Annotated in this window: 19 protein-coding genes and 2 tRNA genes; 14 read left to right on the top strand and 7 right to left on the bottom strand. The window is 42.9% G+C overall.

The genetic code is table 11. From position 1 onward, the window contains the following. Positions 1 to 120 precede the first annotated feature (120 nt). Complete coding sequence (locus tag V7K97_RS09880) at positions 121 to 651, bottom strand: hypothetical protein (RefSeq protein WP_334800709.1); 531 nt, start codon at positions 649 to 651, stop codon at positions 121 to 123. Between the two features lie 287 nt (positions 652 to 938). Between V7K97_RS09880 and V7K97_RS09875 the strand changes: the two genes are divergently transcribed. Together V7K97_RS09875 and V7K97_RS09870 are read left to right on the top strand one after the other, a co-directional pair. Next, entirely contained in the window at positions 939 to 2,201 is a 1,263-nt protein-coding gene (locus V7K97_RS09875; protein WP_334800707.1) for an AAA-like domain-containing protein, read from the top strand. Between the two features lie 63 nt (positions 2,202 to 2,264). After that, entirely contained in the window at positions 2,265 to 3,464 is a 1,200-nt protein-coding gene (locus V7K97_RS09870) for an aminotransferase-like domain-containing protein (RefSeq protein WP_334800705.1), read from the top strand. 114 nt (positions 3,465 to 3,578) lie between these two features. Here V7K97_RS09870 and V7K97_RS09865 read toward each other — a convergent pair whose 3' ends face one another. The 3 genes from V7K97_RS09865 to V7K97_RS09855 form a co-directional block, all read right to left on the bottom strand. Continuing rightward, entirely contained in the window at positions 3,579 to 4,202 is a 624-nt protein-coding gene (locus tag V7K97_RS09865) for a J domain-containing protein (protein WP_334800704.1), read from the bottom strand. 302 nt (positions 4,203 to 4,504) lie between these two features. Then, the gene (locus V7K97_RS09860; RefSeq protein ID WP_334800703.1) at positions 4,505 to 5,116 is read right to left on the bottom strand and encodes an ATP-dependent Clp protease proteolytic subunit; all 612 of its coding nucleotides are present in this window, start codon (positions 5,114 to 5,116) and stop codon (positions 4,505 to 4,507) included. Positions 5,117 to 5,220: 104 nt separating this feature from the next. Next, a complete protein-coding gene (locus V7K97_RS09855) occupies positions 5,221 to 5,883 on the bottom strand; it encodes an ATP-dependent Clp protease proteolytic subunit (protein WP_069072491.1) in 663 nt (220 codons plus the stop codon). A 238-nt stretch (positions 5,884 to 6,121) separates the two neighbouring features. Between V7K97_RS09855 and V7K97_RS09850 the strand changes: the two genes are divergently transcribed. The 3 genes from V7K97_RS09850 (at position 6,122) to V7K97_RS09840 (ending at position 8,997) form a co-directional block, all read left to right on the top strand. Beyond that, on the top strand, positions 6,122 to 7,378 hold the full coding sequence (locus tag V7K97_RS09850) for a vWA domain-containing protein (protein ID WP_334800702.1): 1,257 nt from the start codon (positions 6,122 to 6,124) through the stop codon (positions 7,376 to 7,378). After that, on the top strand, positions 7,375 to 8,655 hold the full coding sequence (locus V7K97_RS09845) for a vWA domain-containing protein (RefSeq protein WP_334800701.1): 1,281 nt from the start codon (positions 7,375 to 7,377) through the stop codon (positions 8,653 to 8,655). The genes V7K97_RS09850 and V7K97_RS09845 overlap by 4 nt, the downstream gene beginning before the upstream one ends. Before the next feature lie 141 nt (positions 8,656 to 8,796). Beyond that, positions 8,797 to 8,997: a hypothetical protein gene (locus tag V7K97_RS09840; RefSeq protein ID WP_334800700.1), complete on the top strand. Its 201-nt coding sequence runs from the start codon at positions 8,797 to 8,799 to the stop codon at positions 8,995 to 8,997. A 70-nt stretch (positions 8,998 to 9,067) separates the two neighbouring features. Here the strand turns inward: V7K97_RS09840 and V7K97_RS31980 are convergent, their stop codons facing one another. Together V7K97_RS31980 and V7K97_RS09835 are read right to left on the bottom strand one after the other, a co-directional pair. Further along, positions 9,068 to 9,343 carry an HNH endonuclease gene (locus V7K97_RS31980; protein WP_442938901.1) on the bottom strand — a complete coding sequence of 92 codons (276 nt, stop codon included), beginning with the start codon at positions 9,341 to 9,343 and terminating at the stop codon, positions 9,068 to 9,070. 148 nt (positions 9,344 to 9,491) lie between these two features. After that, positions 9,492 to 10,625 (bottom strand): DUF262 domain-containing protein, encoded by a 1,134-nt coding sequence (locus V7K97_RS09835; protein ID WP_334800699.1) that lies wholly within the window; start codon positions 10,623 to 10,625, stop codon positions 9,492 to 9,494. Positions 10,626 to 10,783: 158 nt separating this feature from the next. On the opposite strand from V7K97_RS09835, the gene V7K97_RS09830 reads away from it, so the two are divergent. From V7K97_RS09830 to V7K97_RS09790, 8 genes are all read left to right on the top strand, one after another. Then, positions 10,784 to 11,044 (top strand): hypothetical protein, encoded by a 261-nt coding sequence (locus tag V7K97_RS09830; protein ID WP_334800698.1) that lies wholly within the window; start codon positions 10,784 to 10,786, stop codon positions 11,042 to 11,044. Continuing rightward, positions 11,034 to 11,438 (top strand): type II toxin-antitoxin system VapC family toxin, encoded by a 405-nt coding sequence (locus tag V7K97_RS09825; protein ID WP_334800697.1) that lies wholly within the window; start codon positions 11,034 to 11,036, stop codon positions 11,436 to 11,438. The genes V7K97_RS09830 and V7K97_RS09825 overlap by 11 nt, the downstream gene beginning before the upstream one ends. A gap of 146 nt (positions 11,439 to 11,584) precedes the next feature. After that, entirely contained in the window at positions 11,585 to 12,463 is an 879-nt protein-coding gene (locus V7K97_RS09820) for a M48 family metallopeptidase (protein WP_334800696.1), read from the top strand. Between the two features lie 239 nt (positions 12,464 to 12,702). Continuing rightward, a complete protein-coding gene (locus V7K97_RS09815) occupies positions 12,703 to 13,587 on the top strand; it encodes a hypothetical protein (RefSeq protein ID WP_334800694.1) in 885 nt (294 codons plus the stop codon). Between the two features lie 22 nt (positions 13,588 to 13,609). Then, positions 13,610 to 14,734, top strand: coding sequence for an alpha-hydroxy acid oxidase (locus V7K97_RS09810; RefSeq protein ID WP_334800693.1), 1,125 nt, complete (start codon positions 13,610 to 13,612; stop codon positions 14,732 to 14,734). A gap of 425 nt (positions 14,735 to 15,159) precedes the next feature. Further along, positions 15,160 to 15,243: transfer RNA gene (locus tag V7K97_RS09805), tRNA-Leu, on the top strand. Between the two features lie 866 nt (positions 15,244 to 16,109). After that, positions 16,110 to 16,907, top strand: coding sequence for a WecB/TagA/CpsF family glycosyltransferase (locus V7K97_RS09795; RefSeq protein WP_334800690.1), 798 nt, complete (start codon positions 16,110 to 16,112; stop codon positions 16,905 to 16,907). Positions 16,908 to 17,450: 543 nt separating this feature from the next. Then, positions 17,451 to 17,522 (top strand) — tRNA-Gln (locus V7K97_RS09790). A 91-nt stretch (positions 17,523 to 17,613) separates the two neighbouring features. On the opposite strand, the gene V7K97_RS09785 is transcribed toward V7K97_RS09790, so the two are convergent. Beyond that, a complete protein-coding gene (locus tag V7K97_RS09785; protein WP_334800689.1) occupies positions 17,614 to 18,093 on the bottom strand; it encodes a hypothetical protein in 480 nt (159 codons plus the stop codon). A gap of 267 nt (positions 18,094 to 18,360) precedes the next feature. On the opposite strand from V7K97_RS09785, the gene V7K97_RS09780 reads away from it, so the two are divergent. Further along, on the top strand, positions 18,361 to 19,659 hold the full coding sequence (locus V7K97_RS09780) for a hypothetical protein (RefSeq protein ID WP_334800688.1): 1,299 nt from the start codon (positions 18,361 to 18,363) through the stop codon (positions 19,657 to 19,659). Positions 19,660 to 19,671 lie beyond the last annotated feature (12 nt).

Genomic DNA, 19,671 nt, shown 5'->3' with positions numbered 1-19,671 from the left:
AGATACAATTGAAGCTTGGTTGCAGAAAAAACTTGATCAAACTGCTCAAGATTGAAGTATTTTAGGCAAGAAATTGCTGATTAAATAATGCTCTATTCCCCATGCCCAATCCTTTCACATCTATTTGACTGGGATAAGTTCAAACTCGAAAGTACTGATTAAACGGTCATTAATATAGACCTCTATTCTATGCTTACCAACTGGATCGCCAGGAGCGATCGTCCAAAAATTCTCAATCACACCCTCTGGAGCCGACTGTGTGCGCCGTGTCACAGATGTAGTGCCGTCTGCTGATATTGAGAAGTCGTCACCGTTATCTGTACCCCAAGTTTCTGGAGGTTTTGGTAAATGCAAGACTTCGCGCCATTTAACTTCACCTTGGTAGTCTTTGAGTTTAATCCGCCATCCGTAGATGTTTCCTTGCTGAAGTGGCACTCTTGTTGTCTGAAAAACGGTAACGTTTCCTTTGGAGTCAACTCTCTTCAGCCCAAACTGACTGGTACTGACGGTAATCTGTTTTGTATTGGTTGGCGCAGGAGATGATGTGGCATTTTCTACCAAAACAGAAGTAGCGTTCATTGGCTCAGAACTTATGACTCCAGATATTAGCCAAAAAGAAGCTAGCACAGCAGTAGTAGTCCAAATTCTCATTAGTATGGTTTTCCTGTCAGACCTTTGGTACTTATTCAATTAATCTGCCATGTTTTCCGGGTCAAGGTTAGCTATGGTTAGACAAAGACGAAATTACTTGAGGAATTTGGCTTAATTGAGATGGTAGGTCGATTTATGCCGTGCTGTACTATTAAGTTAAGTAAAGCAGTGCATTACTACTAAAACACCATTGCATCAGCATTTGAAGGATACAGAGCAACAAAATGTATTTATGGGGATTGCTAATTTTGAATTGTTAAATCTTTCTTTTCTAATCACAATTTCACATGAGATACCAAGTTGGCGGTAGCCTCCACAGTGATGATCCCAACTATGTTGTGCGTCAGGCAGACGAAAAACTTTATACCAGTCTGAAAGGTGGTGATTTTTGCTATGTCTTCAACTCTCGCCAAATGGGTAAGTCATCTTTACTACAGCGAATAAGTCATCGTCTCAAGTCAGAAGGCTATAAATGTGTTTACTTAGACGTGACTCAATTGGGTAGTGAGGATACCACATCAGCACAATGGTATAAAGGAATCATTGTCAGCATATTCTACGGGTTAAATTTGGCGGAACACGTCAACTTTAAGCAATGGTGGGATATGCAAGCAGGTCTTTCTCCTGTACAAAAATTACACCAGTTTGTTGAAGAAGTGTTGCTGCCAAATCTGAATAGCGATTGTGAAGGAGATGTCCAAGCCAAAGGCATTTTCATCTTCATTGATGAAATTGATAGTTTACTGAGTTTGAATTTTCCTGCCAATGACTTTTTTGCCTGGATTCGTCATTGCTACAATCAGCAGATACACGAGCCAAATTTCCAACGCCTGGGATTTACATTGTTTGGAGTCGCCAGCCCATCTGACTTAATTGCTGACAAATGCCGGACACCTTTTAACATTGGAACTGCTATAGAGTTATATGGTTTTCGATTGCATGAAGCTAGCCCGTTGCTGAATGGGTTAAAGGAAGCAATCAGCCAACCAGAAGTGGTACTGCAAGAGGTGATTTACTGGACAGGGGGACAACCGTTTCTAACTCAAAAACTCTGTCAGTTAATTATCAAAACTGCCTTAAAGACATCAGATCGGAAAATTGTCCTATCGCCAAAAACTGAGGCGTATTGGGTAGAAGAATTGGTGCGATCGCACATTATCCAACACTGGGAATCACAAGATGAACCCGAACACTTCCGCACTATTCGCGATCGCTTACTTTTTAACAAACAACAAGCCGGACGGTTGTTAGCTCTTTATCAGCAGGTATTGCAAGCAGAGGAAATAGAGTATAGGGGGATGGGGGGATGGGGGGATGCAAAGAGGAAAGACACTAGCGACTCTTGCCATGTTTGTGTTTCCCAGTCTCCTGTGTCTACTGATGATAGTCGAGAACAGACAGAGCTTTTACTATCGGGATTGGTCGAGAAGCACAACGGCTATCTCAGAATTAAAAATCCGATCTACCGCAGTATTTTCAATACTGAATGGGTTTTAAAACAGATCGAATTGTTTAATATTTTGGTTGTCTTCGCGTACAGCGATCGCTAATCCCCATTTAAAATATTACCTTATTGTGTGTTCTGTATTCTAACTCCCAATTTTGACTTGCTTATGGCTTCTACCACTTCTGCTTACCAAATTACTGATTTGTTCGCCGAACGAGCTAGAAATCTGACACCACCAACTTATGGTACAGAGTTAACCAAAATCATCGCCGTCAGCTTCGCCTACGGTCTAGCAGACCCAATTCTTTTTCCCCATACTGACTTGGCTACTGCAAGTGCCTCTGTGCTGGCAGAAGAGGCTCCCATTGCCCTCAATTACGGGCCACCTTCACCCCAATTGTATGAGCAAATTATCCTCCGGTTGCAGGCTAAAGGAATCACAGGCGATCGCGATCGCCTGATCATTGGCTACGGATCTGGTCAGATTTTGGGCTTGCTACCAGATGTGTTTGTCGAACGTGGTGACGTGGTAATTGTGGAAGGTCCAACCTTCTTGGGAGTAGTTAGTAGATTTATCCACGCTGGCGCACGCCTGATTACCATTCCTGTGGATGAGTTGGGGATGGATGTAGACACTCTAGAAGTAACATTGAGCGACTTGAAGAAACAGGGCATTCGACCCCGATTTATTTACACCATCCCCACATTTCACAATCCCACAGGCGCGACTATGCCGTTATTTCGCCGCCAAAAGTTGGTAGCATTAGCGGCTGAGTATGGCGTGCTAGTGGTGGAAGACGATGCTTACAGCGATTTGCGTTTCCAAGGGGAAGCTGTGCCCCCTTTAGCAAGCCTTGACAAGGATGGGTGGGTGTTATACGTGAGTACCTTCTCGAAAATCATTGCACCTGGTATCCGCCTGGGCTGGGCTTGTGGCGATCCAGCAATTATTGAGCGGCTGGCAATGTTCAAAAGTGAGGGGCCTGTGGGCCCGTTTGTCAGCCATGTGGTCGCCCGCTACTGTGCTACAGGCAAACTAGATGATCACATTCAGGAACTAATTGCCTGCTACAAGCATAAGTGTAATTTGTTGTTAGAAGCGATCGCTCACGAGTTTCCTAGTGATGTAGTTGCTTTACGACCAGGTGGGGGCTTTTTCGTTTGGTGTAAATTGCCACCAGATATCAGCGCTAAAGCACTCCTAAAGGTTGCCACTGAACACGGCATTAGCTTTCTACCAGGGACTCGCTGCTATGCCAATGGACAAGGAGATGATGCCATCAGGTTAGCTTTTAGCTTTCAACCAACCAAAAAGATTGTCGAAGGAATTGCTACTTTGGGGGCAGTGTTGCGCGGCTGGCGGTAATTCCTAATTCCTACCTCGTTCCCAGTCTCTGACTGGGAATGCCCTCTGGAAGGCTCCCGCCTTCCGTATAAGTAGCAGAACCTTCTCAGAAATAATTAGAACTAAAAACGAGATTTAAAAAATTTGCTCTAAGCGCTGGAAATCACGCTGCACTTCATACCAAAGACTTTTATTATGGGGGTCTGTCTTCAGAGCTTTCTTGAGATAAATTCTGGCTTTGAGGAGTTGTTTTTCGGAAATTAGCGCCCGTCCCCAAAGTTGATAGGCGATCGCTAGCCATTGGCGAACTTCTGCATCTGTTGACAAACGATCTGCCAAAGCTTCCGCCAGAGCGATCGCTTGAGGAAATCGTCTTTCTTGCAAAAATCGCTGCAATTGCTCATAAGTTTTCCATTTCAGCCGCTCTTCTATTTCTAACAAGTTAGGCGGCTTTAGTTTCCCTGGTTCTTGGCTTGTCACCGTTGTTACTGGTGTTTTCTGCCGTTGCGTTGCCTTGGCATCATCACGTCCAGAGGTTGGCATCTGACTTGAATGGGCAGCAGTTTCCTCTGGCAGTACTACCGTCAGCAGGAGTTTGTAAGCCTCTGTCAAGGCAATAAACTTATCTTTGGCTTTGTTGTCATCTGGGTTGATATCGGGATGATATTGCTGCGCCAGTCGTCGGTAAGACGCTTTGATGTCAGCAAAAGAAGCTCCCGACCTTAAACCCAATAAACGGTAGCAATCTCCCAGATCCATCTTGAGCTATGAGCTATCGAATATCCAGCTAGAGGCTATCAGCTATCAGCTTTAAGCCTAAACTATTAATAATAAGGGCTAATTTGCTATTTTTAAGTTCAATGTTGACAGTTTGTGTTTAAAGAAGGGAGTGGGGATTGGGGACTTGTACTGAGCGTACCCCTCCGGGGAAGCAAGCTACGCGTAGCGTCTCCAAGAGTTGCCGTTGGCGCAGCCTCTCCAAGAGTTGTATTGGGCATTGGGCATTGGGCAATTAATTAATTCTTCCCCTGCTCCCTCTGCCCCTCTGCCCCTCTGCCTCCCTATTCCCCAGTTACTACCGAGGTTCTTTCTTCAATCACACGGTCAATTAAACCGTATTCCTTAGCTTCTTCAGCAGACATGAAAAAGTCACGATCCATATCTTTTTCAATTTTTGCTATGGTCTGACCGGTTTTATCGGCATAAATCCCATTAAGCTGGTGACGAATTCGCAGAATTTCTCTAGCTTCAATTTCGATATCGGTTGCTTGTCCACGGGCCCCACCGGAAGGCTGGTGAATCATAATCCGTGAGTGAGGCAATGCTAACCGTTTGCCTTTGGTGCCAGCTGCTAGCAGGAAAGACCCCATTGAAGCAGCTAAACCGACGCAAATAGTTACCACATCTGATTTGATATGTTGCATGGTATCAAAAATAGCCATGCCAGATGTAACCATCCCACCTGGGGAATTGATGTATAAATAAATATCTTTACCTGGATCATCTGAGTCCAGATACAGCATTACAGCAATAATTTGATTGGCGATTTCATCATCAATATCTCGCCCCAAGAAAATGATCCGTTCTCGGTAAAGGCGATCGTAGATGCTAATCCAATCTGTATATTGTCCTCCGGGCATCCGGTAAGGAACTTTAGGAACGCCTATAGGCATAATTTACTCCGTTTTTAATAATTTGGGGGCGGTAGAAAAGTTAGGAGTTAGGAGTTAAAAATTAGGAGTTTTCAATAACTCATAACTCATAACTCATAACTAAATTAAAGGACACTGGCAGGAAGTGGGGGATTTGCGAGTTCTTCTTTCTCAAAAACTCGGTCAATCAATCCGTATTCTTTCGCTTCGTAAGGTGTTAGATATAACAAACGATCCATGTCTTTCGTAATTTTTTCTGGGGGCTGTCCAGTGGTACGATGCAAGATATCAACTAATGCCCCTTTATTTACCAAAACTTCTCTAGCGCGAATTTGAATATCCGTTGCTTGACCTTGGGCGTAGCTCTTGGGCTGATGCAGGATAATTGAGGAGTGAGGTAAACTAGCGCGGCAACCTTTTGTACCAGCACTGAGAAGCATCGCTGCCATACCCATCGCGGAACCGACGCAGATGGTGTGAATCGGAGGCTTGATATATTTCATGGTGTCAAAGATGGCAAAGGCTTCGGTTTCAAAGCCAATGGGTTCGCCACTATAACCGGAAGTGCCGGTGGAGTTGATATAGATTTTAATCGGCTTTTCGGGGTCGTCGGACTGCAAAAACAGCAATTCGGCCACGATCAATTCGGTGACAGCAGGCACCAGTGGCATCCCAATATAGACAATTCGCTCCTTCAATAGAAGGGAAGGTAAATCTGGCGGCGGTGTCCGGTAGAAGTTATCGCCGTAATAAGGGGCTTGAACAGCCTTGATTGGGGAAATGTCCATAGCAACTGATCGCCTGAAAGTATGCCGTTAACTGTAATACATCCTAGCGCGATGCTAGCCTGACTCAAGGTGCGGATTTCTCCCTAATGCTTGAGGCGGCTTCGCATCTGCCAATGCTTGGCTTCTAAGATATTCTGATTATATTCATGTATTTAGGTTGGATAGGTTTTCCGTAGAGCTAAAGTAGTGCTTTGAAGTTATTTTTTAATATGTATATCCTGAATAGGGACTTTAAGTTATGAAGGTTAGTTTGCAGCCTGCCTTGAATGATGGTAATTTGGACGCGAATCAACTGAATAGTCAACGTCAGTTGGGAATTTCGATTTCGGCGAAGGCAGAAGATCAAGATCGCCATGTACCCCTGAATTTATGCTTAATTCTCGATCATAGTGGCTCAATGAACGGGCGATCGCTAGAAACGGTCAAAAAAGCCGCGAATCGTCTGGTGGATAGACTCAATCCTGGCGATCGCCTCAGTGTTGTAGTTTTTGATCACCGTGCTAAAGTCTTAGTACCTAGTCAACTGATCGAAAATCCTGAGAAAATCAAAGATCAAATTAATCGCCTAGCTGCCGATGGTGGAACTTCTATTGATGAAGGATTGCGCTTGGGCATTGAGGAGTTAGCAAAGGGCAAAAAAGATACTGTTTCCCAAGCCTTTCTATTAACGGATGGGGAAAATGAACACGGTGATAACAAGCGCTGTTTGAAATTCGCCGAATTAGCTGCCAGCTATAATTTGACTTTGAACACTTTAGGATTTGGTGACAATTGGAACCAAGATGTTTTAGAAAAAATTGCTGATGCAGCTCTTGGTACTTTATCTTACATTCAAAAACCCGAACAGGCAGTGGATGAGTTTAATCGCCTGTTCAGCCGGATTCAAACGGTGGGATTGACTAATGCTTATCTGTTATTCTCCCTAATGCCCAATGTGCGGTTAGCAGAACTCAAACCGGTTGCCCAAGTTTCCCCAGACACAATCGAGTTACCATTCCAACAAGAAGCAGATGGACGTTTCGCTGTGCGGTTGGGAGATTTAATGAAAGATGCGGAACGGGTAATTTTAGCTAATATTTATTTGGGACAATTGCCAACAGGTGAACAAGCGATCGCTAATGTGCAAGTCCGCTATGATGATCCAGCCGCCAACCAGGTAGGTTTATTTACACCAAATATCGCAGTTTACGCCCATGTAGAGAAAAATTACCAAGCAGACCCCAATCCCCAGGTGCAACAATCTATTTTAGCATTAGCGAAGTATCGCCAAACCCAGCTAGCCGAAACGAAATTGCAACAGGGCGATCGGTCTGGTGCTGCGACGATGTTACAAACGGCTGCAAAAACTGCCTTGCAAATGGGAGATAAAGGGGCGGCGACGGTGTTACAAACTTCTGCCACCCAGCTACAATCTGGTGGGGATTTATCTGAAAGCGATCGCAAGAAAACCAGAATTGTCTCAAAAACAGTTTTGCAAGATACCCCTCCTCAATGAAAGTTAAATTGCTATCGGCGTTAAATGACAATAATGTTGATGTGGCTCAAACAAGTAGCCAACGTCAACTAGCAATCACGATTTTTGCCATCGCTGGTGAGTTTGACCAAAATCTCCCCCTTAATCTCTGCCTGATTTTGGATAGAAGTGGTTCCATGCATGGACAACCAATTAAAACGGTGATCCAGGCAGTGGAAGGGTTAATCGATCGGTTGAAAGTTGGCGATCGCATCTCAGTTGTCGCTTTTTCCGGTTCTGCGGAAGTCATTATCCCCAACCAACTGCTCGAAGACCCCGAAAGCATCAAATCCCAAATTAAAAGCAAACTGACTGCTAGCGGCGGTACTGTAATTGCTGAGGGTTTGGAACTGGGAATTACAGAACTGATGAAGGGTACAAGAGGCGCTGTTTCCCAGGCGTTTTTGCTGACGGATGGGCATGGTGAAAGCGGTTTGCGAATTTGGAAGTGGGATATTGGGCGAGATGACAACAAGCGTTGTCTTCAACTCGCGCAAAAGGCGGCCAAGCTAAACTTAACTATCAACACTTTCGGATTTGGCAATAGCTGGAATCAGGATTTGCTGGAAAAAATTGCTGATGTCGGTGGTGGAACTTTAGCCCATATTGAACATCCTGAAGAAGCTTTAGAGCAATTTAGCCGCCTGTTTGGCCGGATTCAATCTATTGGGTTAACAAATGCCTACTTGCTGTTATCTCTAGTGCCAAATGTCCGACTAGCAGAATTGAAACCCATTGCCCAAGTTGCCCCAGACACAATTGAGTTACCAGTGGAACGCGAAACTGATGGTAGCTTTGCTGTGCGTTTGGGAGATTTGATGCAGGATGTAGAACGGGTAGTTTTGGCTAACATTTATCTGGGACAGTTGCCAGAAGGTAAACAAGCGATCGGGCATCTGCAAATCCGTTATGATGATCCGTTAGTTAACGAACAAGGTTTACTTTCGTCCCTCGTGCCAGTGTATGCAGATGTGGTGCGATCGTATCAACCGGACTCCAATCCCCAGGTACAACAATCTATTTTGGCATTAGCGAAGTATCGCCAAACTCAGTTAGCCGAGGCGAAATTGCAACAAGGCGATCGCACTGGTGCAGCCACGATGCTGCAAACTGCTGCTAAAACCGCTTTACAAATCGGAGATAAAGGGGCGGCGACAGTGTTGCAAACTTCCGCCACTCGTCTGCAAGCTGGAGAAGAACTTTCGGAAGCAGACCTGAAGAAAACTAGGATTGTATCAAAGACTGTTTTACAGGAATAGTAATTCAGCGTTGTTGATTAATGGTATGAAAGTTTCGCGCCAAGGTGCAAAGCGAGAAAAAATATTTTATTCCTTAATTGAGCAACAAAGTAGTTGCATATTCCTAACTTATTGATTAACAACCACCGAAGAGTTTGACTTATGCTGATCCAGAAGATTGTCCAAGAATTGCAAGACATTCCTGAAGACAAACTAGCAGAACTTTATGACCTAATTCACTACTTTCGACTAGGTTTAAGTCAAGAACGTATACAACCCCGCACCCCTGGTTTATTGAAAGGACAACTCGGCGATGCTTTCTTTGAACCACTACCAGAAGATGAACTCCAGCAATGGGAATGAGCTACCTCATCGACACCCATATCCTGCTGTGGTGGCTCTTTGACGATCCAAAACAACTAGAGCGATATGCCTAAAATAACTTGTTGCTTTTTAACAAGTTACATGGACCACACCGCAAGGTTAAGTTTTCCCATACAGTTAGACCTCCTCTAGACCGTGGAATAATGTGATCACCGTGTAACTTTTGAAAACCAGATACACCAGAAAAAATCTTTTTACAGTCTAAACAAACATATCCACCTTTGTTAAAGTCATAATTTCTACGAAAGTACGACTCTTTCCAATTTCTTGGAAAAATAGGAGCGTGTGGATCACATGGAGTAAGATTGGGTGGCAAAGAAGTCATGAACACTCGGCATTTAGCAGAAGTGATAGCTTATCTCATCTTTACTTATAGCGTTCAATAATACGTGATAAAAGCGTTACAGCCATATCACATTGAGCCTTCTGACCTTTTGTACCACCCCAACGACCTTTTTGCTCTGGATATCCACCTAGACCTTAAGCCATTGTTCACCAGCAGTACGTGGTGCTTTCAGAAACTGTGCGATCGTGTCCCAAGCATCATGACTTAATTTATCCAAGGGAATTTTTAGCTCAACAGCGGCAGCAATCATTAGTGCTGTCTGTTTGTACTTATCTACACTAATTCCAGACAAGCGAGAATTGAGGATAAATCCAATCCATTTAGCAAAGTGATCAAAGTCTTCTTCCATACCCCTTCCACAAGTAGGAAAAACATCAGTACCACCATGTAGATCAGTATATTGTAATTGGGCACAGTATATATCCAGTGCTTCTTCTGTTGTCCCACGAAAACTGACTGGAAGATGCTTTATTGAACTAGCATTTAAAAGTAGAGAATTAAGTTTTTCTCTATGAACAAGAATAAGATACCAGAGAAACATTTCTGAAGGTGTCTGTCCTTTAGCTAATGCTTTGCCCTCCCACCAATCTTGCCAACTATTAGAAGCTTCCAAATTTTTTGCCCAAGGATCATCTACCCCTTTTTTAGCGGCTGACTCAATCATACGATTTGCAGATGCATTGTTTGCATATATTCCTGCTAGACGTACAAGATAGACAGATTTTGATTCACTATAGTAAGAAAGTCGGATATCCTGTGCAGTTAAAGGTGTTCCTCCTTCATTAATACGGCGAAATATCTCTAGTTTTGTTCCGAGTTCTAAATTATCAGGAAGAGAAATAATCGTCAGAGGATAATCATTGAAAACGTTTTGTAAACTTGGTGAAAGCTGATTGAATTTCTTGCCCACATACTGGGTACTTTGTGGACTAAGGTAAACAATTCCTTCATCTGAACTTATATTGAACTCATTGTTGGAATATTTGAGAATTGTGCTTAGTCTTTGTTGTCCATCGACAACTTCAATTGCTCCGTCTGAATCCTTACCTGCAAAGAAAAAAGCTGGGATGGTGAGGTTGTTCAACAGTGACTCTATAAATAGAGACTCTTTCCGGGGATTCCACTGTTCGGCATCTCTTTGATAATCAGGAATAATTAACCGTTTACTGCGAAGGCGTCCAACAATAGTTTCTACGTTTGTACTTTCCGCACGAGTTTTTCTAGTAACTATTGGCACACCAGAGGGAATAGGCTCTGACATAATTTTTAAGGATAATTACGGAATTTAACAAAAATAACACACTCTAATCATCAATGTAACCAGTAGCATTACTGTTAGGTAGTTCAATGATGGGAACAGAAAATAAGGCTTCTGCTGATCTAGCTAAAATAGAAAAATCATTCACGAGCGTTGTACTTATGGGTAATGAAGTTGAACTACTTGAACACTGGCGAGAACTCACACCCCAAAAGCAACAAAAAGTTTTGGAGTTTGTTGAACAACTTAAATCTGAGTCAGAAACAACACCCCCCGAATCTGATTTTGTGCCACAAACACCCTTAGCCAAAAAATTATGGTCAATCCGACAACGAGCGATCGCTGCTGGATTGCAACTTCTCAACGAAGACGAAATTGAACTTGAACTTGCTGCACGTCGCGGTGGATTCCGTGAGTCGTAAGAAGACGTACATAGACTCTGGTGTACTGATCAGCGCTTTCTGTGGCATTCAGTCAGTCAGCATCAGAGCGAATCAAATTCTTAACGATGAAAATCTGGAGTTTGCCTCAAGTCGCTTCGTTCAGTTAGAAGTCTTGCCTAAAGCAACTTTTAACAAGCAACAAGACGAAGCAGAATTTTACGAAACATTTTTTAGTGCTGTCATCCACTGGGCAACTGATTTAGAGGAAATTATACAGAATGCTGATCAAATTGCCTGTACTTACGGTTTAGCTGCGATGGATGCACTTCATGTGGCGGCTGCTCTGCAAATTAAAGCCGATCAACTGATTACCACTGAAAAGCCAACCAAGCCAATGCACCGAGTAACACAAATCCAGATTATTTCAATATAAACCCAGAGCCATAGGGGTTTGAGAGTATGCGATCGCAAAACCCCAAAAATCCTGCTCCCCCGACTCAAATCGTTATACTAACTGTGGGAGGCTGTTTATCCATCCAGCCAGATTCTATAGTTGTGTTTTTTATAGCTTGCTGAACTATGTCCTTATTAAAAACCCCGCTCATTGGTTTAAAAGCTGACTCATTTCGTCATCCATTAGACCTGGAAGCTACCAGAACCCTCAAGCAAATACCTGGCATAGATATGTTAGTGCGAAATTGGCTCGGACCAATGGCAGAACAGGTTTTCTATGTAGAAAATATTGCCTCCAGTGTTTTGGTGGGTGAAAAGCAACTGCCCAATTTATACAAGCTGTTGTTAGATGCCTGTAAAATCCTAGATATAGATCCTCCCCAGTTGTACGTCCGGCAACATCCGGCTCCCAACGCCTATACTTTTGCTGTGCGGGGTAAGCAGCCCTTTGTTGTCCTACACACTTCCCTGATTGATATGCTCACACCGGAAGAAATACAGGCAGTAATTGCCCACGAGTTGGGGCATCTCAAGTGCGATCATAGTGTTTACTTGACCCCTGTAAATTTACTAATATTAGCTGCGGCCATTGTGCCTAATGTCGGAACCTTTGTTGCCCAAGCCATACAGACACAGCTTTTAGAATGGGTACGTTGTGCTGAGTTTACCTGCGATCGCGCCGCATTACTAGCAACCCAAGACCCCAAAGTTGTCATGTCAGTGTTGATGAAACTAGCTGGTGGTTCCCCCACCCTAGCGCCACAACTTAATCTTGATGCCTTTATTGACCAAGCCCGCGCTTACGATGATATTAGCAAGACAGAACTGGGTGAAATGGTCAAAACTGCCCGTACAGCCCAATTAACCCATCCAGTACCAGTACTCCGGGCGCGAGAAATTGACCGATGGGCAAGCAGCACAGAATATCAAACTCTGTTACAAAGTCACGGGTTGAAGTCTACTGATAAGGAAGTTGCACCCAAAGGCGGATGGCGCAATTGGTAGAGCTACTAATCACAACCACTTTTTTGTGAATCGCACGGGTACAGTTTACCGTAAGTAGTAAGCGAACTCCAGAAAATGCGATCGCACTTCCTGGAATTCCATATCTTGCACCGGGCATCTGGAAGTCCCGGCTACACCGGGGTTTCAAAAATTTTGCCTTAGTCCGCGTAGGCGGACTTGGTTTGTAAGCTGTTGCGCCTACTCATGTAAAATACTGGTACAGCCAAAAAAATCAGCTAATGACTAGGTTTCCCTACGACCAGTTTGCAAAAGACTATCTTAAAGAATTGTTACAACCATTGGGAGAAGTAGAAACAAGTCGGAAAGTTCCAGCAGAAATCCGAGAGATTGATGTTTATTTTGTCCCTTCATTCCAATCCACAAGCGATACAATAGAATTAGGGCTGTTAGGAAAAATTGCGGCGGAACCTGCACTAATTGAACCATTTAGAAATGCGGCTACAATTGCAGAAGTTCGTAGTTGCATGAATAAGTTATTTGATGTTTTCGCGGAATTAAAGCGTCAGACTAAAAGTGATAAAAACCGGATTACAGAATCAGACTTACCACGGTTATGGATTTTTTCACCTACAGCTTCTGAATCTATATTGGCTGGTTTTAGAACTAATCTAGATGAAGAAAATTGGGGAATAGGAGTACATTTTTTAGGTGATTATTTGAGAACAGCAATTGTGGCAATTCACCAATTACCCTGTACAGAAGAAACACTATGGTTGAGAATTTTAGGTAAGGGAAGAGTCCAGCAACAAGCTATAGATGAACTAGAAGCACTTCCCCAAAATAATCCCTTACGTTCCAAAGCGATTGATTTATTATTGAATTTAAAGACTACCTTAGAATTCAATCAAAATATAGACGAAGAGGATAGAGATTTAATTATGCGCTTATCACCTATTTACGAGCAAAAATTAGCAGAATCTAAACAAGAAGGAATCCAAGGAGAACGTCGTAATGTGATAGAAAATTTATTACGAGTTCGCTTTGGTTCTTTAGATGCAGAACTCAGAGTAATTATTGAACCTTTATTGGCATTATCTCCAGAAGAATTTACTCCTTTATTACTGCAACTCTCTAGAGAAGAATTATTAGATAGGTTCCTTTAGAAGAACTCACGCGGAGATACTGGTGTCTACCTACTTATCCAACAACGATCGCTTTCAACCGATTAACCTTTTTGAGTACGAAAAGTTAGCACAAGAGTGTCTGTCTCAAACGACACTTGATTACTATAGCAGTGGCGCTTGGGATGAAATCACCTTGCGAGATAATCGTGCTGCCTTTGAGCGAATCAAGCTGCGGCCTCGGATATTAGTCGATGTGAGCAATCACAATCTAACTACCTCTATTTTAGGACAACCCCTGCAACTACCTTTGTTAATTGCACCAATGGCTTTTCAATGTCTAGCCCATCCAGACGGAGAAGTTGCCACCGCCTTAGCAGCCGCATCAGCCGGTGTGGGCATGGTGTTAAGTACAATGGCAACCAAAAGCATTGAAGAAGTGGCGACAGGATGTAATCAGTTTCCAGATTCTCTGCGCTGGTTCCAGCTTTACATCCATAAAGATCGGGGATTAACTCGTGCTTTGGTAGAAAAAGCCTATAAAGCAGGCTACAAAGCACTTTGTCTGACTGTAGATGCACCTGTTCTCGGACAGCGCGAGAGAGATAAACGTAATGAGTTTACCTTACCCCCAGACTTACATCTAGCTAATCTTGCCACCATCTCAGGACTAGATATTTCCCATGAAAAAGGCGAATCGGGATTATTTACCTATTTTGCCCAACAGCTAAACCCCGCAGTCACTTGGCATGATTTGGAATGGTTGCAGTCCTTATCTCCCTTACCTTTAGTCATCAAAGGAGTTTTACGGGGAGATGATGCTGTGCGGGCAGTAGAATATGGAGCCAAAGCAATAGTTGTTTCCAATCATGGTGGCAGACAACTTGATGGTGCGATCGCTTCAATAGAAGCCCTAGCTGAAATCGTAGCCGCAGTGGATGGTAAAGTAGAAGTGCTATTGGATGGAGGCATTCGTAGAGGCACAGACATTCTCAAAGCTCTGGCATTAGGAGCAAAAGCAGTATTGATTGGACGACCGATTTTGTGGGGACTAGCGGTAGCAGGACAAATCGGCGTATCTCATGTCATCTCACTCCTACAAGATGAGTTAAATGTGGCAATGGCACTTAGCGGCTGTGCCAAAGTAGAGGATCTTGACCCTAGTTTATTGACCTTACCACGCCTTTAAACCAGAGAGATAAACTAAATGTCTAAATTCTTATCCAAAATTTCTCAAAGTTCATCAGTTTGATCAAGTTTAGTTTGTACCGATGCTTCAATATTTTGACGTTAGTCCGCGCAGGCGGACTTCGCTTGTGTAGCCGCGATTTCCAATCGCCTGGATTATTCTCTCTCCAGAGTCATAGAAGAGCATTAATAAGTTAATTTACCAAATGGCACCTTGAAAAGCTATTTGTTTTCCTCGTTCCCAGGCGGAACCTGGGAATTCATTTATTGAGTCTCTGGCTCAATGTCTGACTGAAGGTAGTAGCCCCTAATTAGCCATTCCCATACAAAGCATTATGAATTCCAGCAAAAAAAATTTAATAATTAATTTTCAGACTTGTGACAAAATCACTTAATTAGGATATGATAGTTAAGATTACATATTAAGGGCGGGTGGCGGAATTGGTAGACGCACCACACTCAAAATGTGGCGGCCTTGCGGTCATAGGAGTTCGATTCTCCTCCTGCCCACTACCAAACAAAACTGAAGAGGTTAAAAAGTTATGCGCCTCAAAAGATGGGAATCTCCCCGTAAAGAAGGCAGGAACGATAAAGGTAGAGGTGGTTCTGCGAGGAAGCGACAACTCAAAAAGCAAAGGCAAATGTTACGACAAAGACTCAAAGAAAGTAACAAACCAGACAATAACAAAAACGAGAGACAGGGGGAGATAAGTTTATCTCCCCCTTATTTTTTGGGTTTTTATTTCAGGAAAAATAAAATTTAGGGATTTTTTAATAAATAAAGAGAGTAAATTAAATCTTTAATAAATTTGAAAACTCATAAGAGAAAATTATTATCGATTCTTTAAAATATACTAATTTGAAAGACTAAAGCTCTTGCTACGAGTCAATTTAATTAATTTTAGATTGCTTTTAATCCTAATATGGTTTAGCGCGTCTTCATGAATAACTGGTATTACTTAAGTATATACTTCCATATTGAAAACAGTATACTGAGTGTATAATACTTTCATTTACTGCACGAGGTATGTTATAAATGTTGCGTAAACAATACTTAATTAGGGAATTTTGTCCCAATTGTAATGCTTGCATGAACCAATCAAAAATTAATTATGAAGAAAGCATGAATTTTCTGACATGGCTTCTTAAATTCCTAGCTTAAAACAGTAAGCTAGGACACAACAGCAAAAAATTCTAATTCTAGTATTACCGATTAAGCAAAAAGTACACTTAACAAGGCGATTGCACCTCCATGTGTTAACTTCCAACGATGACACAAGCCTACAAAAAGTCATGAGTCATCCAATCCGAGTTATTAAATATTCGGAATGGTCTAGGTAATCTATGGATTTTTTTCTTGGACACAGGAGTTATTGATGGTGGCGAGAGTGCTTCTACCTACTAAAAAAGTGCTAGATTTTCCTATTACTGCTTTAAGGTTTGACGACCAGATACAAACAATGCTTAAGTGGGGGAGTAGACATGAGAGTAAAACTGTATACGTAGCCAATGTACACATGCTCATTGAAGCTCATTGGAATCCAGACTTTGCCACAGTATTACGAAATGCAGATATAGTTACTCCTGATGGTATGCCTCTGGTATGGATGATGCGAAAAATGGGAGCTATTTACCAAGATCGTGTGGCAGGGATGGATATTTTATTAGCATTATGTCAGCTAACTCAAACACAAAATCTTAGTATTTTCTTTGTAGGTTCCCAAACAGAAATTCTTTCTAGGATGCGAAAAAGGTTAGAGCAGGAATTTCCGCAGATGAAGATTGCGGCGATGGAACCTCTACCCTTTCGTCCCCTGACTGAAACTGAAGATGAAGCTTTGATTCAAAAAATTAACTCTAGTGGTGCCAGCGCCGTCTTAGTGTCTTTGGGATGTCCCAAACAAGAAAATTGGATAGCTCAACATAAAGGTAAAATACAAGCTGTAATGATTGGACTGGGTGGAGTTTTCCCAGTTTATGCAGGAATTCACAAACGGGCACCCCGCATAGTTCGAGACTTAGGACTTGAATGGCTGTATCGATGGATTCAAGAACCGCGCCGACTTTGCGGACGCTATGCTAGAACCATTCCACTCTTTATATGGCTAGCGACGAAGCAACTACTATCATCAAGTCGTATTGCTGCGGTCTTCCTTCACGAAACTGGGGATTAACGAAAAGGAAATACGGTGAGACCGAATGGCCTGAAAAGAAATGATCTAGCTGCCCCTAGCTTTAAATATCAAAGCTAGGGGCAACTTCTAGGAAAACAGTTGGAACGACATTAGCGACATTAAGGAAACGTGAGTTTGACGATATTAGGACTTACGCACTTTACACATTGACCATGATATGAAAAGTCAGCTTGTTAAACTAAAAGTCTTGCCCCGCCTCGTTCCTGGCCTGCTGCCTGGGAATGCGATCAAGGTGGGCTGCTGCTTGCTTGTTTGACGGGAGGCAGCAGCCCACCACAAGAGCATTACAAGGTTCTGCCTTGTAACGAGAGGTCATTCACAGTTGGCTGTCTCTGTCAATGCGTAAGTCCTAGATATAGCCAACAAAGATTCAAGGGTTCACCCCAAACTTCTGAAAGAGACTAATTGCAACGATTCCAAGCAAGCAATGTCCTGCGATAAAAACCCATTATCTAAAATCAACCATTAAAGTACTTGACATTAACCCAGGACTAAGTGCTATATTAACTAGAGTAAAGTCATTGGGGCGTCGCCAAGTGGTAAGGCAGCGGGTTTTGGTCTCGCCATCCCTGGGTTCGAATCCTAGCGCCCCAGTTAGTCTAAAAGAAAGGCTTTTACGCCTGTCTTTTAGATCGTTTAATTGCATATTTAAGATGTGTCTCAATGCATCTGAACTCTCTAAATGTTACTTATCAGGCGATTTTAGAGCTTGATCTAGAATCTGCCGAGCCTGTTCTGCTTTAGATCGGGCTTCCTGGTAACGCACATTAGCTTGGGCAAAATTTTTGAGAACTTTAAAACCTTCCTTGAGTCGAGTAATTTCTTCTTCTGTCACGGAATCGTCGGTGAACAGAACATCAACTGCTTTGCGAATTTCCAAGGCTTCAGATCGTGACTCCTGAACTTTCAGTTTCAGCGTGGCCAGATTACTCAGAACCTGAACAGCTTGTGTAATGGTATCCTCACCACTAGCAGTATCAATAGTTGACTCTTTAACTTCAATCAATTGTTGAGGACCAAATCCTTCTTCCAGTTCCGTGGGGAGTTTACCTGCATCCATCAGTTCCATCAACTGATCCATTGCTTTATCACGGGCTTTGGCCGAATCTTTTCCAGAAACAGTAAGGATAATTTCTGGGCTTTGAGCGAGAGTGTATTGAACCATATTTGAGCAGAAAATTTGCTGGTTAACCAAGCTGAGGCAAATAATTATAACACGTTGCGTGTCGGGTCATTTGTGGGGTTATCGTAAATTCAAGGGTTTAAGACCCCTACATATATATATAGCGCTATAGCGCAAGAATCCCCATCTATAATCTCTGATTTAGATGGGGTGCGTTCAATTGTTAATCCTACCCCTGCCAAGTCGCTCAAAATAAAACTTTATACTTAAGAAATAAAAGGGGAATAAGTTTTAACAGGAGGGAGAGCAATGGCTCCCAGTCCCACCATCATGCAAGCTGTGGAACAACTGGGCTACCGTGTCACCGTTGGTGATGTGGCAACTCAGGCAGGATTGAACGTCGCTGAAGCTAATCAAAGTTTGTTAGCCCTAGCATCTGATGCTGGGGGACATTTGCAGGTAGCGGATTCAGGTGATATAGTTTACCTTTTTCCGCAAAATTTTCGAGCAATTTTGCGTAATAAGTACTTCCGCTTACGATTGCAAGAATGGTGGAAAAAAGTCTGGAGTGTTCTGTTTTACCTGATTCGCATTTCTTTCGGAATTTTCTTAACTGTTTCCATCGCCCTGATAACTGTTACCATCTACATTATCATTACCTATGCCAATTCAGACCGTAACGGTAACAATCGGGGCAGTAATTCCGGCGGTGGGGGGTTTTTCTTTTTTCCAAATTTATTTTGGTATCTTAGCCCAAATTATGACAACCGCTACCAGGAACGGCGACGTGAAAGCCGGGAAGAAAGCAATCTGAATTTTTTTGAAGCTGTGTTTTCGTTTTTGTTTGGCGATGGTAATCCTAACGCCAACTTAGAAGAACGTCGTTGGCAAGAAATTGCTACGGTGATTCGGAATAACCGTGGCGCAGTGGTAGCAGAACAGATTACCCCTTATTTGGATAACATTGGCGAGGGATATACAAGAGAGTACGAAGATTATATGCTGCCTGTTTTGACCCGATTTAATGGGCAACCGGGGGTAAGTCCAGAAGGACAAATTGTTTATTACTTCCCAGAGTTGCAGGTGAGTGCAGTTAAAAAGCGCCGTCATGCAATATCAGATCACTTGGAGGAATTTCCCTGGCGTTTTAGTGCCGCAACTTCAGGGCAAATTACGCTGAGTGCTGGATTGGGTGTACTCAATTTCGTTGGTGCTTTAGTATTGGGAAGTTTGTTGAGAGATGGCACTGTTGCCGCCCAAGTCGGTGGACTGGTAGCTTTTGTCCAAGGAATTTATTGGCTGCTATTGGCTTATGGAGCAGGTTTTTTAGGTATACCGTTATTGCGTTATTTCTGGATTCGGTGGCGTAATCGCCAAATTGTCGATCGCAACCGCGATCGCCTTTCCAGAGCCAGGATATTAGCAAGTCCTGATGCACCTTTGCAACAAAAAATTGACTATGCTCAACAATTTGCAACAGAAAAAGTCATTAGCAAGGAAGATTTAGTGTATTCTAGCGAAACTGACTTACTAGACCAGGAAGTTGAGCGTTCTGCACAAATTGATGCTGAATGGCAAAAACGCTTAGAAAGGGGGAGTGGGGAATAGGGGGCAGGGGGC

Source organism: Nostoc sp. (genome assembly GCF_036917815.1).
Taxonomy (GTDB): Bacteria; Cyanobacteriota; Cyanobacteriia; order Cyanobacteriales; family Nostocaceae; genus Nostoc.
The sequence above is the reverse complement of the archived record's forward strand: the minus strand, read 5'-3'. Positions and strand labels throughout refer to the sequence as shown.

Bases quoted from the DNA above. Each gene is read 5' to 3' on its own strand.
- V7K97_RS09820 (WP_334800696.1), top strand. From the start codon at position 11,585: ATGTCCTTATTAAAAACCCCGCTCATTGGTTTAAAAGCTGACTCATTT.
- V7K97_RS09795 (WP_334800690.1), top strand. From the start codon at position 16,110: ATGGTGGCGAGAGTGCTTCTACCTACTAAAAAAGTGCTAGATTTTCCT.
- V7K97_RS31980 (WP_442938901.1), bottom strand. From the start codon at position 9,343: ATGACTTCTTTGCCACCCAATCTTACTCCATGTGATCCACACGCTCCT.
- V7K97_RS09850 (WP_334800702.1), top strand. From the start codon at position 6,122: ATGAAGGTTAGTTTGCAGCCTGCCTTGAATGATGGTAATTTGGACGCG.
- V7K97_RS09860 (WP_334800703.1), bottom strand. From the start codon at position 5,116: ATGCCTATAGGCGTTCCTAAAGTTCCTTACCGGATGCCCGGAGGACAA.
- V7K97_RS09815 (WP_334800694.1), top strand. From the start codon at position 12,703: ATGACTAGGTTTCCCTACGACCAGTTTGCAAAAGACTATCTTAAAGAA.
- V7K97_RS09835 (WP_334800699.1), bottom strand. From the start codon at position 10,625: ATGTCAGAGCCTATTCCCTCTGGTGTGCCAATAGTTACTAGAAAAACT.
- V7K97_RS09865 (WP_334800704.1), bottom strand. From the start codon at position 4,202: ATGGATCTGGGAGATTGCTACCGTTTATTGGGTTTAAGGTCGGGAGCT.
- V7K97_RS09870 (WP_334800705.1), top strand. From the start codon at position 2,265: ATGGCTTCTACCACTTCTGCTTACCAAATTACTGATTTGTTCGCCGAA.
- V7K97_RS09855 (WP_069072491.1), bottom strand. From the start codon at position 5,883: ATGGACATTTCCCCAATCAAGGCTGTTCAAGCCCCTTATTACGGCGAT.
- V7K97_RS09785 (WP_334800689.1), bottom strand. From the start codon at position 18,093: ATGGTTCAATACACTCTCGCTCAAAGCCCAGAAATTATCCTTACTGTT.
- V7K97_RS09830 (WP_334800698.1), top strand. From the start codon at position 10,784: ATGGGTAATGAAGTTGAACTACTTGAACACTGGCGAGAACTCACACCC.
- V7K97_RS09845 (WP_334800701.1), top strand. From the start codon at position 7,375: ATGAAAGTTAAATTGCTATCGGCGTTAAATGACAATAATGTTGATGTG.
- V7K97_RS09880 (WP_334800709.1), bottom strand. From the start codon at position 651: ATGAGAATTTGGACTACTACTGCTGTGCTAGCTTCTTTTTGGCTAATA.
- V7K97_RS09840 (WP_334800700.1), top strand. From the start codon at position 8,797: ATGCTGATCCAGAAGATTGTCCAAGAATTGCAAGACATTCCTGAAGAC.
- V7K97_RS09780 (WP_334800688.1), top strand. From the start codon at position 18,361: ATGGCTCCCAGTCCCACCATCATGCAAGCTGTGGAACAACTGGGCTAC.
- V7K97_RS09875 (WP_334800707.1), top strand. From the start codon at position 939: ATGAGATACCAAGTTGGCGGTAGCCTCCACAGTGATGATCCCAACTAT.